This window comes from Acinetobacter sp. AOR43_HL (genome assembly GCF_027854635.1).
Classification (GTDB): domain Bacteria; phylum Pseudomonadota; class Gammaproteobacteria; order Pseudomonadales; family Moraxellaceae; genus Acinetobacter; species Acinetobacter pittii.
In genome coordinates this window covers 623,660-637,961 of sequence record NZ_JAKTHX010000029.1, presented here as the reverse complement: position 1 = coordinate 637,961, position 14,302 = coordinate 623,660, and the positions used below count along the sequence as shown (strand labels likewise).

Genomic DNA, 14,302 nt, shown 5'->3' with positions numbered 1-14,302 from the left:
AATTCTATTCATGTTTATTTTTTCAACAAAGCTGTTGAAATAGAGACACTCATCAAAAACAATAATTATTTAAGTAATTGATAAATATATTAAAATATATAAAAAATATTGGCATTTATTCTGCAATACCTTAGAAGATGAAGATCTAATCAGGTATTTATAATGACAAATCAAACATTTCTGTTATCACGTCGAAAATTTTTAACACAAAGTCTTACGGCGCTAGGTGGCGTCTCTTTGATGGGCGGTTTATCAGGCTGTGGCCCTTCTCCAGATAATAGTACCGAATTAAAAACTACCTCTTCAGCAACGCCAAAGCATGGAGGTGTTATACGCTTGGGTCTAATTGGAGGACAACAATCAGGCAGTCTAGATCCTCATCTTTCAGCATCGGGAAGTGGTATTACACGAGGTTTCGCTATTTATAATAAGTTATGGGAATGGGATGAAAATATGCTGCCCCGACTTGCTTTAGCGGAGTTTGCTGAACCTAATCACAATGCAAGCGAATGGACTATCCGTTTACGCAAAGGCTTAGAATTTCATCACGGTAAAACCATTACCGCAGATGATGTAATCTTTTCAGTGAAACGCCTAACAGATCCTAAACTCGCTTCACCATTTCGTAATCTGGTGCAGTGGATTGACCGAGATCGTATTCAAAAACTAGATGAATACACTGTTCGTATTCCTTTTATTAGTACGATTCCCGGCTTTGTTGCACTGCCCGAAACTTGGGTAAACTTTGGAGGAATTGTACCGACCGACTTTGACCCTATTCATAATCCAGTCGGAGCTGGTCCATATAAAGTCAAAGAGTTTATTCCGGGGCAACGTTCTGTTTTTACCCGTTTTAATAATTACTTTAAACCTGATAAACCTTATGCAGATAGTTTTGAAGTGATTGATTTTAAAGATCAGGTCTCTCGCTTAAATGCTTTATTGGCTGGGCAAGTTGATGTCGCAAATGCGATTTCGCCCGAATATATTAAAATTTTGGAGCAAGCAAAACACATTCAAACCATACGCTCTGAGACCAATACGCATAATAGTTTTGACTTTAATACTCAACAGGCGCCGTTTAATGACCCTAGAGTGCGTCAAGCATTTCGTTTGATTGCAAATCGAGAGGAGCTAATACAACGAGGTTTAAATGGACAAGGTCGAATCGCCAACGATCTTTATTCGCCGCAAGACCCTGCCTTTCTCAATTTACCGCAGCGCCAACAAAATATTGTCGAGGCAAAAAATCTATTAGCGCAAGCAGGTTTTAAAGATGGTTTGAGTGTAGAGCTTGTTACCCCAGTGAGTAGCGCTCAACCTGCATTAATTTTTGCCGAGCAAGCGAAACAAGCCAATGTGAATATTCGAGTTAAACAAGTCGATTTTGCAACATTTAATGGCCCTGACCGCAATAAGTGGCAGCTATCGAGTAATGCGACCAATGTCGGCACGCCATATTTATCGACCGCCGTTGTTAACGATGCCCCAATTTCTACGACCAATCGTGTGAACTTTAAAGACCCAGAATATAGTGAATTATTTTTTAAAGCACTAGCTGAGCCTGATTTAGCCAAACGCAAAATCCATTTAGCGCAAGCACAAAAAATTCAACATGAACGTGGTGGAATGCTCATTTGGGGATTTAGCCATACGATTGACGCAGCAGCTAAAAATATTGGTGGTTTAACTCCTGAACATACGATTTTTCCGACATGGCGCTTTGAAAAACTCTGGAAAGCTTAATACTCATCTGTAAACTCAGAATACAAAAAAGCTGCCGAAGCAGCTTTTTTTACGGGGGCATAATTATTTAGGCACTGTAATCACAGAGAGTTTATCTACGCCTACACGTTCAATACTTGCCAATAATTTTGCGACTGTTCCATAAGGTACAGTCTCATCAGCATTTAAGTTTAATGCTAATTTAGGGTTACTGCTTTTACGTGACTTTATTTCTTGTTCAAAGTTCGCAAGTGTCACTTTATCTTTATCAAGGAATATTTCACCTTGTGGATTTACACTAATCACCACAGCTTTGTTTTGATCTGTAGATTGAGTTGGAGCCGCTTTTGGTAAGTTCACTTTCACCGTATTTGTTAACAAAGGAGCTGTCACAATGAATACGATGAGTAAGACCAACATGACATCGACTAACGGCGTAATATTAATTTCACTGACGACATCGTCTTCTTGAGAGGTAGAAATTGCCATTATGCAAACACTCCTTTCTCTTTCACTTCTTTAGCAGAAGTATCTTTAAGCGCCGTATTACCGGTTGTACCCTTTTTTGCAGTTGGTAGTTGGAATCCTGCTTTTTGATTCAGGCTCACGAAGTCCGTTGCAAAATCATCAAGATCTGCGCCAATTGTTTTTACTTTACGTACAAAGTAGTTATAGGCAAGCACGGCAGGTACAGCAACCGCAATACCAATACCAGTTGCAACCAGCGCCTCTCCAATTGGCCCAGCCACAACATCCATACTTGCATTACCTGAATGAGCAATCGCTTGTAATGCATGGATAATCCCAAATACTGTACCGAACAGACCAATAAATGGGGCGTTATTTCCAATAGAAGCCAGTAAAGCCGAACCTTTTTCTAATTGGCGGCGCTCAGTTAGAACTTGTTTACTTAAATGGCGTTCTAATAAGTCCTGACGGCTCCAACTATTTTGTAAGTCTTGATGCGTCTTTTCATCTGCTTCAATTAAAGTCTGAAAACCAGTGTTAGCCACTCGTGCTGCTGGGCCTTCACCAAGTTCAGACTTAGTTACAGCATCTGATAAGTTTTTTGCTTTCCAAAACTCTTCTACAAAAAGCTTACTTTGTTTTGTCGCTCGCTGTGTCTGGACCACCTTAACCACAATCAGTACCCAAGTCACAATTGAGAAAGCAACTAATAACCAGATCGTGCCGTCATGGATCAATGAATTAATATCTGACATGAAAATATCCTCTTAATTTAAATTTTATTTCGGTAATTGATAATGAATTGGAACATCGACCCAGCCTTCTACAGGGGTTTTCCCTTTTAGCGCAGGTGAAAATTTCCATTGCTTTACTGTTCTTACGGCAGCACTGTCTAGAAGTTTTTTGCCACTACTTTGCTTGACACTGACCGTATCAGGACTGCCATTTGCTAATACTTTGACCCGTAAAATGACTGAGCCTTCCCAACCACGTTCTAAAGCTTGTTCAGGATATTCAGGTGCAGGGTTACTGAGATATCCGGCATAACCTTTGGCTTCAGTCACAGGTAAATTGTCATCTGACGCTTTTACAGGCTCAGCCACTTTTTTAACCGGTTCTGCGACTACTTCTTTTGTGACCACAGGTTCTGCAACTTTTTGTGGAGTTGGTTCAGCCACCGCTTTTGCAACTGGCTTAGGTTGTTCCACACTTTTTTGGACTGGTTTTGGCTGTTCAACTTGTTTAGGAATTGGCTTGGGTTTTTCCACCACAGGTGGAACTTTTGGTTTTTCAGTAATCGGTGGAATTTTGGGTTCAATCACTTTAGGTGGTTCAACCAGTTTTACGATTTCAATCACCACAGGTTCAGGTTTATGAATATCTAAAGCTGGTGTCGGCAATTGTTTTGCGACATACCAAATTCCAAGATGTGCTGAAGCAACCGCAATAATTGCGATTAAGACTTTATTCAACTTCACAGGAGCAGGTTGAATAACATCTTGATCATGCCGTGCAAACGGATCTGCAATTTCAGTTGTGGCTGCAACTGTCGCAAATTGCTCAAAGAGCAAAGCCCGTTTATGGGGATTAAAGATTTGATCACGCATAAAAATTTAAACTAAAAATAAAAGATTAAGTCGTAAATTGCACAAGCCATGCCAAATCTATAAGTTATTATTTTTTATTAATTTAATTTATGTTTTTCAAATGATTGATACAAAAGATGTTGGTTTTCAGACAGTCTTATGCTGTTCAAACAACAAGACCCCTTTGATTTCTCAAAGGGATCTTAGTTTATTATTTTAATTTATATCCTACTAAGGGTAAGACTTCTTCAGCTACTCGATATGCTTCTTCTAAATGCGGGTTACTGGCTAAAATAAAATGTCCAACCCCAATATCAATATACTCTTGCAAACGTTCTGCGACTTGCTCATAGCTCCCGACTAAAATACAGTTTGGGCCACCTCGTACATTTGACATTCCCGCCCATACATTTGGACTCACAAATAGGTCTTCAAAACGGTTGCCCTGTGCTAAGGCTTGCTGGCGCTTTGCTCCTACCGATTCAGTGTCTTTGTGTTCAAAGGCATTGCTATCGACAGCAATGGTTTCATACATTTGTTTAAGCTCTTGGAAGGCCTGTTCTTGGGTTGGTCGCGCTAAAATATCAATACGCATGCCAAATTTAACTTTGCGTTCTGGCGAATTCTGCTCAAAGAAGTTTTGAGCCTGTTCGATTACTTTCTTCTGTTGGTCTACAGGTTCGCCCCAAGTTAAATGGATATCTGCATGACGTCCTGCGACTTGTAAAGCTGCATCGCTTGCACCTGCTAACCATAAGCGTGGAACCTCATATTGGTTCATTGGGTATTTTAGGCCACCTTGTTCAACATGGAAAAACTTTCCATCGTAATTGAAAGGTGCATGATGCGAATAACCTTTCACAAATTCTAAAAATTCGTTGGTCCGTGCATAGCGTTGATCATGTTCAATGAAGTCCCCATACGCGCGTTGCTGTGCGCCACCACCGCCTGAAATTACATTCCACTCTACTCGTCCCTGACTTAAACGCTGCAAACTGGCAGCCATTTGGCTTGCATAGGCTGGATGAATAAACCAAGGCTGAATTGCGATGAGCAAGCGAAGCCTTTTTGTCTCTCTTGCCAGCGCAGATGCTAACACCCATGGCTCTTCAGTATGTGGAAAAGCAGGAATGAGTGCGCCATGAAAACCAACAATATCGGCTGCTTTCGCCACTTGCTGGACATAGTCATAGTAAGCAAATAACTGATCTTCATGTTGCGGTACAACACGTTGTGGAGATTGAACTGCTGGAGTTAATTGATTCCATTCACCGCGTGTGTGTAATTGATGTGCTCGACGACCATCCCCATGAACAGGGATTCTCCATAAAAACTCAACTGACATAATGAATCTCGATAATTTAAAGATTTGACGATATTTAATTCGTTAAAGGTCTTATGAGCAGGAATCATGCCGATATTTTTTTAAATTAATTTTCAGCTATAGTGCTGTTTTATATAAATATTAAAAAAAAGAGTTTAAATGCTGTGTTGATATTCCAACACTTAAACAATAACAAGTGTCCCAATCACAACATAACTACGGTATTTAACCTCAATAATAGTTTTAAAAAATTATAATTAATTGATTTATTTAGGATAATTTTATTGGCTTGGTTCTTGCTCTATACCCATATATTTTTTAATTCTTATGATGATATGCGTATTTTTCCACGTCTACTTTTAGGTTTCAGTTTTTTGGGTCTTGTTGCTTGTGGCGCACAAAAAACCGAAGAGTCCACGCCAAAACAGTCTGAACAGCAACAACTCCGAATTGCAGTCGTTGCCAATGGCACTTCGGGTAGTTTGGACTTTATTGGTGTGCCACAACTGATTTCACAAGATCAAATTTTTCTAAAAGCATTAAAGCAAAATCACATTGAATTAAAATGGGAACCAGTGACGACTGCTGCTGTAGCAACTCTGGTTAATGAAAGTTTTCTAAATAATAAAATCGATTTTGCTTTTTATGGAAACCTTCCTGCTGTAGTCCTTAATGCAACTGGCGTTAAAACGCAAATTGTTGTACCCGGAGGTGTGGGTAATAACGTCTACCTTATTGTTCCAGAAAATTCACCTATTAAATCTATTGAGGAATTAAAAGGTAAAAAAATTGCCTTACATCGAGGACGTCCGTGGGAAATTAACTTTGGACAACTCATACAAAGTAAAGGGCTAAGCTTAAAAGACTTTCAAATTGTGAATTTAAACCCGCAAGCTGGGGCCGCTGCTTTATCTGCCAAAAGTGTAGATGCCTTTTTTACCTTAAGTGATGCACTTACTTTGCAAGATCGCCATTTGGGTAAAATTATTTGGTCATCACAATCTTTGCCAGCAGACTGGAAAATGCGTGCCGAACTCTGGGGCAGCAAAAGTTATATTGAGCAACATCCAGATACGACACAATTACTCGCCGATGCGACAGTACGTGCAATGGATTGGATTGCACACCATCAAGATGAGTTCCAGCAAAGCCAAACTAAGTTTGGTCAACCGCTTAGCGTGATTCAACGTGAAAGCCAGAATACAGCAAGCACATGGCAACAAGACTGGTCACCTAACTATCAAGTCGATTTTCTGAAACAGCATTATTCAAAAGTTATTGATCACGCTGTGAAAAATCAGCTTATTCAAACACCAATCAAAGCAGATGAACTGTTGAATCCGCAATTTACACGCCAAGCGATTCAAAATTTACAGGCAAATCATGCCTCCAATAAGCAGGGAAACTAGACCATGAAAATACTAGTAAAGCCACTTATTGAGCAAAATAATGATTTATTTAAAACCCCACTTCGGAACAAGTTCTCTTCTAAAAAAGTGTACGGGCTGCTCTCTGTAATTTCACCCTTATTAGTATTACTCATTTGGCAGTTGATTAGTTCTTTACAAGTTTTCCCTACTCAAATTTTGGTGCCACCTAAAACTGTCTGGAATACCTTCATTGCGTTGTTACAAAGTGGTGAACTTCAAATGCATCTCAAAGATAGTCTTTCTCGTCTGTTTTTGGGATTTTCTATCGCGGCAATCAGTGCAATTGCTTTTGGTATTGCCTATGGAGCAAACACAACGTTCCGTAATTACACCTATATTTTATTCAACGTTTTTTATCAAATTCCAATCTTTGTCCTTATTCCTATTTTTATTTTAGTTTTTGGGATTGGTGAATTATTTAAAATTTTACTGATTATAAAGGCCTGTTTTTTTCCAATAGCGTTAGCAACGGCCGATGCAGTCAAAAATATTCCAAAAAAATATATTGAACTAGGACAAATCTACCAGCTTAAAACACGTGCTTGGCTCAGGCTTATTGTTCTTCCATCCATACTCCCGCCGTTAATTGGTGGGCTACGAATTGCACTTGGTCGTGCATGGTTGATTTTAGTTGCCGTTGAACTACTGGCAGCTGGAACGGGTATTGGGCAAATGATGGAACTAGGACGTCAAATGTTGCGCTTAGATGTTGTGATGGTTGGTGTGTTTATCACAGGCGTGGTCGGGTTTGGTTTGGATAAAGTTTTACGTTTAGTAGAACACCGCTTTATCTCACCTGCACTCAGTTCGAGGGATAAATAATGTCTCAGCGTTCATTTACTTTAAAACAGGCATGGCAACGGCCAATTATTTTAGTACAAGGCTTGGTACTGCCATTATTGTTATTAGGCTTATGGCAATACAACTCAAGTTTAGGTGCCAGTCATGCTTATGCATTTGTTCCTTTACAAAACATTTATTTCGCATTTATTAAATTGCTTGAAACAGGTGAATTGTGGCTAAACACGTGGGGAAGCCTTAAAAAAGCTGGAATAGGTTTCATATTAGGTTCAATAAGCGGCTTAATTTTAGGTACTTTGCTTGCCTATTCTAAGGTCTTAAATGCTCTCGTTTCTCCACTATTTAACAGTATTCGACAAGTACCGTTACTGGGTTTAACACCTTTAATTGCCTTATGGTTTGGTAATGGAGAAGAAGCAAAAATCTTTATTATCGCGCTTGCCTCGTTTTTTCCATTAGTAATCAATACGTTTCAGGGCCTCAGCCACAATGATACAAAATACGAGGAAATCGCACGTATTTATCAATTTTCATTCTGGCACAAATTTAAAAAAATACGCCTTCCCCAAGCCTTACCCCATATTTTAACTGGTCTAAATTTAGCCGTACCCTTTACTTGGATCACCACTACAGCAAGTGAATTGCTATTCAATGCGGGTGCAGGACTCGGCAACTTAATGATGAAAGCCGAGATTAACGCTGAAATGGATATTCTGTTGGTTTGCGCCATAACAGTTACCCTTTGTGGGGCCTTTATGACGGCAAGTATTCATCTTATTTCAAAACGCCTGCTGCAATGGCGTACCTAATTTGTCTTTTTAAAAAATATTGTTAGGAATTTATATGTCGTTCTCACTACTTTCTATTAAAAAACTCAATAAATCTTTTCAACGTGATCAAAATACTTTGACCGTTTTAGATGGGATTAATCTCAACATTGAGCAAGGTGAATTTATCTCGATTGTTGGGAGTAGTGGCTGTGGAAAATCAACATTATTACGTCTTATTGCTGGATTAGATCAAGACTATGACGGTGAAATCCTACTGAATCAAACTCAGATAAAAGGCACAGATTTAAAATGCGGTCTTATCTTTCAAGAGCACCGATTACTTCCATGGCTTACTGTTTTTGAAAATATTCATTTAGCACTTGAAGAGACCCCACTCACTCGTGAAGAGAGAAATTTACGGGTAAATGAACATATAGAAATTGTCGGACTGAAAGGTTTTGAAAAGGCTTATCCACATGAGCTTTCGGGTGGCATGGCACAACGTGTTGCAATTGCACGCGGACTCGTCAATAAACCCGATATTCTACTTCTGGATGAACCTTTTGGTGCTTTAGATGCCATAACACGAAGTCATTTACAAGCTGAACTTCAACGTATTTGGCAACATGAAAAAATCACCATGATTTTAGTCACTCATGATATTGAAGAAGCTGTCTATCTTGGAGACCGTGTCATTGTGATGTCAGCCCGACCAGGAAAAATTAAAGAAATTATTCATGTTCCCCTGACACATCCTCGACATAAAGAAAGTGAACTTTTATTTGGTTTCCGCAATCAGGCACTTAATATGCTAGATCACTCAGCATAATTAATTTGAATATTGATCGATATTAATATGATTTAGAAAACAGATAATATCGTGATATTAATACTATTTACATTTAATTAATATAGGATAGAGAAAATGGGTTTATCTATTTGGCATATTTTACTGTTTGCAGTGATTGTTATTTTATTATTTGGAACTTCAAAGTTAAAAAATTTAGGTAAAGACTTAGGTGGTGCAATTAAAGATTTTAAAGATTCAGTTAATTCTGATGATCAGAAGTTATTGCAAAACCAACAGTACAAGGATATTAGCCCAGTTGAATCACATAATGAAAAACAAAATAAAATATGAGTGATTTATTATTATGTTTAATATCAGCTTTGGAGAGTTATTAGCTTTTGCAATTATTGCGCTTATTATTTTAGGACCTGAAAAGCTTCCTCACACGTTAAGATCAGTCCTCCTTAAATACAGAGCAGTTAAAAACCAAATTAGTAAAATTCAAAATGATATTGAAAACGAACTTGACCTGATCGAACTTAAGAGAGTCATGCAAGAAGAGCTGCAAAAAATAAAACAAAATGAAGAGCAGCTCAAACAACAACTTGTTCTTATGCAACAAGAAATTGAAAATGTACAAACATCTGTTTTTACGGAACAAAAAACCAAAGCACGTCGCATCAATGACTACATCTATACCCGCTCACAAGATGGGTTAAAGACACCATTTTTAACTCATTTTAAAACAGCCAATAAATTCAGTGAGGATCAAGCCGCATGACGGAACATATTGTCAGTGAAAGCCTCACTGAAATGAAATATAGCGAACATTTAAAAGAATTAAGAAAACGGCTGATCTATAGCATTAGTATTGTTTTAGCGATTTTTTTATTATTACTTCCGCTTGCTCAGAAGAACTACCATTTTCTTGCTCATCCTTTAATTTCATTACTTCCTAGCAATTCCACCATGATTGCAACAGATGTGATGAGTACATTTTTAGCGCCATTTAAACTTAATATTTATTTTGCGATTTTATTAAGTATTCCCTTTATTCTTTATCAATTTTGGCAATTTGTTGCTCCAGCTCTTTATCAAAAAGAAAAAAGGTTCGGTATAGCACTTGTGCTTTCGAGTAACCTACTATTTTATTTAGGAATTGTGTTTGCCTACACTTTAATTTTGCCTCTCGCTTTAAAGTTTTTTGTCTTGGCATCGCCTGATAATGTGTTACCCATGACGGATATCAATAGCTATTTAGATTTTTGTTTAAAACTTTTTCTTGCTTTTGGTCTGGCATTTCAAATTCCAGTTTTAACTTATATTCTTATTTTTATTGGTCTTATTTCTATTCAACAGCTAGAAGCACATCGTAAACACATCATTGTATTCTTCTTTTTTATTGCAATGTTTATTACCCCTCCTGATGTTTTTAGCATGCTTGCTCTTGCAGTCCCAATGTGGTTGTTATTTGAATTGGGTTTATGGGTCACAAAATTCACAACGCAAAAAAACATCCATTAAAAAATGGATGTTTTTTCTATGTAAAACCCTCAAGCAATTTCATTTTCATTCTTATTAGGTAGTAAGTTATATCTTGATAGAAGATTACGTAAAACATTACGTGATAGGCCTAACATTTTTGCTGTCTTGACCTGATTATTCCAGCAACTTGAAAATGCAGTATTTACTATTTTATCTTCAATAATATGCCATGCTTCCCCATCATATTCTTGAAACAAACGCTTCAAAATACTTTCAAACTCTTGAATAAGATCATTGTCTGGTAACACGGCGGACCCAGTTTCCTCAGAAAATCTTAAATGCTCAAGATCAATCGTTTTACCGCCACTTACGAGCAAAGCATAATGAATATTGTTTTCTAGCTCACGAATGTTGCCGGGCCAGCTATAGTTCAGCAGTGCATTTCTTGCTCTATCACTGATATTTGGCTTAGTAGTAATCAGCTTCTGAGAGTATGAACTTAAGAAGAAATCAACCAGAGGTAAAATATCTCCTTTACGTTCACGCAGTGGCAAAATATTAAGCACAACCACGTTCAAGCGATAATATAAATCTAGACGAAACTTATTTTCTGCTACAGCTTTGCGTAGATCGACGTGTGTCCCCGACAAAATACGGACATTAATTGGGATTGGTTTTCGACCACCCACACGTACGACTTCTTTTTCTTGCAACACCCTTAATAGCTTAACTTGTAAGGATAGAGGCAACTCACCTACTTCATCTAAAAATAAAGTTCCACCATCGGCTGTTTCAAAAATACCAGCTCGAGTTTTGTTTGCACCCGTAAAAGCTCCAGCTTCATAGCCAAACAGTTCAGATTCGGCAAGAGTCTCGACCAAAGCACCACAATTGACAGCAAGAAAAGGCTTATTTTTACGATCACTTTTCAAATGAATTTCGCGTGCAATTAACTCTTTACCTGTCCCAGATTCTCCTTGAATGATGACACTAGCAGAACTTGGAGCAATCGTTTCAACTTGATTTAATAATTTACGGGAGTTCTGATCTGAAAAAATAATTGCTTTTGCTCTTATTGGTTTTACAGGTACACCATTATCAGGCAAAGTAATTACTTTATAATCATTATCTAAAAAGGTCTTCATAATTACCCCATAAAACTTATGATATAAGCATTCTAAAAGGCTATATTACATTTCAGTGCGTTTTTTAATAAATAACAAATAAATATATTTAATCCAAAATTCACCTATTTTATTCTAAAAATATTTTCTCTTATAAATTAAAAATAAACACAATTCTTTTTTTATGATATGTTGCTTCTCAAACACAATGTTTATTTTTTGATTAAATCCAAACACTCTAAAAAATTATAATCCATTTCTATATTTGATTTATATAGGTATAAAGCTTGGCATTTATTTTGCTCATTCATTTAAAATCCATAAAATAGGTTTAATAATGAGCATCGAATTTGTAGGTATGGTTTTCCCTAACCAATGGTCTGAAACCAAAGGAACGCGAATTGGCCATAAAATTGACCTCGAATATCTACGTTACCACGCACGGGCACATGAATATGCTGGTTTTGATAAAGTCTTAATTGCTAGCGGACCAACTAGTCCAGACAGTGCACAAATCGCGGCATACCTTGCCCAACATACAGAACGTCTTGGATTTATGATTGCCCATCGTCCTGCACTCCTCACTCCAAATCTAGCTGCACGTTCTTTTGCTACGCTTGACCATACTACAGGTGGAGGAAGAATTCGTTTACATGCAATTACGGGAATTACAGCGGAGCCTCAAGAAGGCGATTATATTGTTGATAAAGTTCAGCGCTATGAACGGACGGGTGAATATCTAGATATCATCCAGAAACTTTGGAAAAGCGATCAACCGATTAGCTATGAAGGTAAATATTTTAAGTTAGATAATGCTTTTTGCCCGTTAAAGCCAGTCAACGTTACAATCCCGATTTCATTCGGTGGCTCATCAGACATTGCTTATGATATTGCAGTTCGCCATGCAGATCTCTATTCACTATGGGGTGAGCCACTGGCAGGAGTAAAAGAGCAAATTACCAAGTTGAAGCTCGCAGCAGAAAAAGCCAATAAACCGCAGCCTCCTGTTAGCTTATCTGTACGTCTTATTATTGGTGCAACCGAAGAACTTGCTTGGCAACGAGCAGAACGGATTCTTGCAGACATCCAAAATAATCCGACTTTTCAAAATAACGGCACATTATCAGGACATAAAATCAAAGGCATCGGTTCACAGCGCTTATTAGCAGCAGCCCAGCAAGGTGATCGACATGACCGCGCATTATGGATGCCAACCGCAACTGCTGTAGGAGCTTATGGCGATACGACTGCCCTTGTTGGTACACCAGACACCATTATTGCCTCGTTACTTGATTATGTAGATTTAGGGGTTACGACTTTTTTAAATCGGGGCTACGATCCGATCTATGATACGGTCGATTATGGTCGTTATATTATCCCCGCTGTACGTGAAGAGGCAGCCAAAAGATTAAAACAAATCGCTTAAACATTTAAAGCAAAAAGCCGCTCATTCAATATCTTTGAAGAGCGGCTTTTTTTAATAAAGATTTTTTCAGTGAGAAAATCTTTAGTCCATCTTTTATTGCAAGTCAGGTTTACAAATAGCCTGAATTTTCTCTCCCGCAATCGCCTTTTTAGCAAACGGAATTGAATCTTTTAAGGAAGCATTAACAGTTTCGCTATGTCCTAAGCCATGATACAAATGACCTTCGACCACTGTACCTGCTTTACAAGCATCTGCCACTAGCTTCATTTGAGAACGAGCATCTGGAGTTCGGTCATTTGCTCCTGTCCCAATAAATAATGGATGACTAATTTTTAATGTAGGGTAATAACCATAATCATTTGACTGTTTCTCTTGCAGCTTTTTATAACTTGCCGGCGGATTAGGTTTATATGCTTGTGCTGGCGAAAGCCCTGCGGTCTGAATATCGCCCATAAAACTTGTTAAGCAGGTATTTCTTGCTTGTTCAACTAAAGGAGCAGCTTCAGGAGTGAAAATATCTTCTGTTTTAATTTCTGGATATAAACTTTGTGTCACTAAAAAACTATAGATGCCATAAGCGAGTGATGGGCTGACTTCGTAAGGGTTTAACTTTAACTGATTTTTTTCAGGCGTCGCTTCAGGATCTTGATAAATCACGCCTGTACCAATTGAACCTTTAATATTTAAGTCAGGTGCGTACGTTGCCGAATAGGAAGAAGCCGCAACAGCCCCAGCGCCTCCTTGTGATTGGCCAACAATCACAAACTTATTAGCGAGTGGCAACTTGGTTTTTAAAGCAGCTCTACCACTATCTAAAATACTATAAGCCAGCATTGGGTTATTAATTAACAAGTGCGGTCCTGCAACACCTAACCCTTCATAATCTGTGGCAACGACAGCAAATCCTTCTTTAAGCCAACGATTTAAATATTGTACATCTCGGTATGATCGTCCACTCCAAGACGGCGCACAAGCATCGGCCAAGCCTACAGTACCATGTGCCCATAGCACCACTGGCCAACCTTCTTTCGGTGGAGTTCCTTTCGGTAAGTGAATACTTCCTGAAACCACAATAGGTGTTTTGCTATCTTTACCACTCGTAGAACTGTAGAGAATCCGAATAGCCTGACTGTCATTTGCGAAACGAATATAAGGATTATGAATCGCTTCTGTTTTTAATAATTTTCCAGCCTGTTCTGGAATAGCCGATTTCCATGTGTAAAACTCGGAAACTCGTCCATCTCCATATTTATCTTCAGGCGCTGGAGCTTGTTGAGCAGTCACCAAACAACTAGAAGTTAAAATCGTTGTGATTAAAGAAAACTTGCATAAAGTTGATAAAAAAGTATGTTGCATTGTTATTTACCTTAAAA

Annotated in this window: 15 protein-coding genes; 9 read left to right on the top strand and 6 right to left on the bottom strand. The window is 38.2% G+C overall.

Translation table 11 applies throughout. The annotated features are described in order from the left end of the window. Nucleotides 1–162 precede the first annotated feature (162 nt). Nucleotides 163–1,746 (top strand): ABC transporter substrate-binding protein, encoded by a 1,584-nt coding sequence (locus MKL33_RS14900; RefSeq protein ID WP_270907269.1) that lies wholly within the window; start codon nt 163–165, stop codon nt 1,744–1,746. 63 nt (nt 1,747–1,809) lie between these two features. Here the strand turns inward: MKL33_RS14900 and MKL33_RS14895 are convergent, their stop codons facing one another. From MKL33_RS14895 to MKL33_RS14880, 4 genes are all read right to left on the bottom strand, one after another. After that, nucleotides 1,810–2,214 (bottom strand): ExbD/TolR family protein, encoded by a 405-nt coding sequence (locus MKL33_RS14895; RefSeq protein ID WP_001018517.1) that lies wholly within the window; start codon nt 2,212–2,214, stop codon nt 1,810–1,812. Next, on the bottom strand, nt 2,214–2,948 hold the full coding sequence (locus MKL33_RS14890; RefSeq protein WP_005040660.1) for a MotA/TolQ/ExbB proton channel family protein: 735 nt from the start codon (nt 2,946–2,948) through the stop codon (nt 2,214–2,216). Before MKL33_RS14890 ends, MKL33_RS14895 begins: the two co-directional genes overlap by 1 nt. Before the next feature lie 24 nt (nt 2,949–2,972). Next, a complete protein-coding gene (locus MKL33_RS14885; protein WP_270907268.1) occupies nt 2,973–3,800 on the bottom strand; it encodes an energy transducer TonB in 828 nt (275 codons plus the stop codon). Between the two features lie 190 nt (nt 3,801–3,990). Further along, nucleotides 3,991–5,124, bottom strand: coding sequence for an LLM class flavin-dependent oxidoreductase (locus tag MKL33_RS14880; protein WP_270907267.1), 1,134 nt, complete (start codon nt 5,122–5,124; stop codon nt 3,991–3,993). 314 nt (nt 5,125–5,438) lie between these two features. On the opposite strand from MKL33_RS14880, the gene MKL33_RS14875 reads away from it, so the two are divergent. The 7 genes from MKL33_RS14875 to tatC all read left to right on the top strand — a co-directional run bounded on the left by MKL33_RS14875 (nt 5,439) and on the right by tatC (nt 10,418). Continuing rightward, a complete protein-coding gene (locus MKL33_RS14875; RefSeq protein WP_270907292.1) occupies nt 5,439–6,512 on the top strand; it encodes an ABC transporter substrate-binding protein in 1,074 nt (357 codons plus the stop codon). Between the two features lie 3 nt (nt 6,513–6,515). Beyond that, entirely contained in the window at nt 6,516–7,355 is an 840-nt protein-coding gene (locus MKL33_RS14870; RefSeq protein ID WP_270907266.1) for an ABC transporter permease, read from the top strand. Further along, the gene (locus MKL33_RS14865; RefSeq protein WP_270907265.1) at nt 7,355–8,143 is read left to right on the top strand and encodes an ABC transporter permease; all 789 of its coding nucleotides are present in this window, start codon (nt 7,355–7,357) and stop codon (nt 8,141–8,143) included. The genes MKL33_RS14870 and MKL33_RS14865 overlap by 1 nt, the downstream gene beginning before the upstream one ends. Before the next feature lie 19 nt (nt 8,144–8,162). Continuing rightward, on the top strand, nt 8,163–8,933 hold the full coding sequence (locus MKL33_RS14860) for an ABC transporter ATP-binding protein (RefSeq protein WP_270907264.1): 771 nt from the start codon (nt 8,163–8,165) through the stop codon (nt 8,931–8,933). A gap of 96 nt (nt 8,934–9,029) precedes the next feature. Then, nucleotides 9,030–9,245: a Sec-independent protein translocase subunit TatA gene (locus MKL33_RS14855; RefSeq protein ID WP_005040670.1), complete on the top strand. Its 216-nt coding sequence runs from the start codon at nt 9,030–9,032 to the stop codon at nt 9,243–9,245. Nucleotides 9,246–9,258: 13 nt separating this feature from the next. Next, nucleotides 9,259–9,675: a Sec-independent protein translocase protein TatB gene (gene tatB / locus MKL33_RS14850; RefSeq protein ID WP_151823345.1), complete on the top strand. Its 417-nt coding sequence runs from the start codon at nt 9,259–9,261 to the stop codon at nt 9,673–9,675. Beyond that, nucleotides 9,672–10,418, top strand: coding sequence for a twin-arginine translocase subunit TatC (gene tatC / locus MKL33_RS14845; RefSeq protein ID WP_019459176.1), 747 nt, complete (start codon nt 9,672–9,674; stop codon nt 10,416–10,418). Before tatB ends, tatC begins: the two co-directional genes overlap by 4 nt. Nucleotides 10,419–10,447: 29 nt before the next feature. Here tatC and MKL33_RS14840 read toward each other — a convergent pair whose 3' ends face one another. After that, nucleotides 10,448–11,524, bottom strand: coding sequence for a sigma-54 interaction domain-containing protein (locus MKL33_RS14840; protein WP_000846949.1), 1,077 nt, complete (start codon nt 11,522–11,524; stop codon nt 10,448–10,450). 316 nt (nt 11,525–11,840) lie between these two features. Here MKL33_RS14840 and MKL33_RS14835 point away from each other — a divergent pair, with 316 nt between their 5' ends. Beyond that, nucleotides 11,841–12,929, top strand: a complete 1,089-nt coding sequence (locus MKL33_RS14835) for an LLM class flavin-dependent oxidoreductase (protein ID WP_270907263.1) — start codon at nt 11,841–11,843, stop codon at nt 12,927–12,929. Between the two features lie 93 nt (nt 12,930–13,022). Here MKL33_RS14835 and MKL33_RS14830 read toward each other — a convergent pair whose 3' ends face one another. Beyond that, on the bottom strand, nt 13,023–14,285 hold the full coding sequence (locus MKL33_RS14830; protein WP_431732261.1) for a lipase family protein: 1,263 nt from the start codon (nt 14,283–14,285) through the stop codon (nt 13,023–13,025). Between the last annotated feature and the right edge of the window lie 17 nt (nt 14,286–14,302).

Excerpts from the sequence above, each read along its gene's own strand:
- tatC (WP_019459176.1), top strand. The coding sequence starts at position 9,672 with ATGACGGAACATATTGTCAGTGAAAGCCTCACTGAAATGAAATATAGC.
- MKL33_RS14855 (WP_005040670.1), top strand. The coding sequence starts at position 9,030 with ATGGGTTTATCTATTTGGCATATTTTACTGTTTGCAGTGATTGTTATT.
- MKL33_RS14870 (WP_270907266.1), top strand. The coding sequence starts at position 6,516 with ATGAAAATACTAGTAAAGCCACTTATTGAGCAAAATAATGATTTATTT.
- MKL33_RS14900 (WP_270907269.1), top strand. The coding sequence starts at position 163 with ATGACAAATCAAACATTTCTGTTATCACGTCGAAAATTTTTAACACAA.
- MKL33_RS14880 (WP_270907267.1), bottom strand. The coding sequence starts at position 5,124 with ATGTCAGTTGAGTTTTTATGGAGAATCCCTGTTCATGGGGATGGTCGT.
- MKL33_RS14890 (WP_005040660.1), bottom strand. The coding sequence starts at position 2,948 with ATGTCAGATATTAATTCATTGATCCATGACGGCACGATCTGGTTATTA.
- tatB (WP_151823345.1), top strand. The coding sequence starts at position 9,259 with ATGTTTAATATCAGCTTTGGAGAGTTATTAGCTTTTGCAATTATTGCG.
- MKL33_RS14840 (WP_000846949.1), bottom strand. The coding sequence starts at position 11,524 with ATGAAGACCTTTTTAGATAATGATTATAAAGTAATTACTTTGCCTGAT.
- MKL33_RS14835 (WP_270907263.1), top strand. The coding sequence starts at position 11,841 with ATGAGCATCGAATTTGTAGGTATGGTTTTCCCTAACCAATGGTCTGAA.
- MKL33_RS14830 (WP_431732261.1), bottom strand. The coding sequence starts at position 14,285 with ATGCAACATACTTTTTTATCAACTTTATGCAAGTTTTCTTTAATCACA.
- MKL33_RS14865 (WP_270907265.1), top strand. The coding sequence starts at position 7,355 with ATGTCTCAGCGTTCATTTACTTTAAAACAGGCATGGCAACGGCCAATT.
- MKL33_RS14875 (WP_270907292.1), top strand. The coding sequence starts at position 5,439 with ATGCGTATTTTTCCACGTCTACTTTTAGGTTTCAGTTTTTTGGGTCTT.
- MKL33_RS14885 (WP_270907268.1), bottom strand. The coding sequence starts at position 3,800 with ATGCGTGATCAAATCTTTAATCCCCATAAACGGGCTTTGCTCTTTGAG.
- MKL33_RS14895 (WP_001018517.1), bottom strand. The coding sequence starts at position 2,214 with ATGGCAATTTCTACCTCTCAAGAAGACGATGTCGTCAGTGAAATTAAT.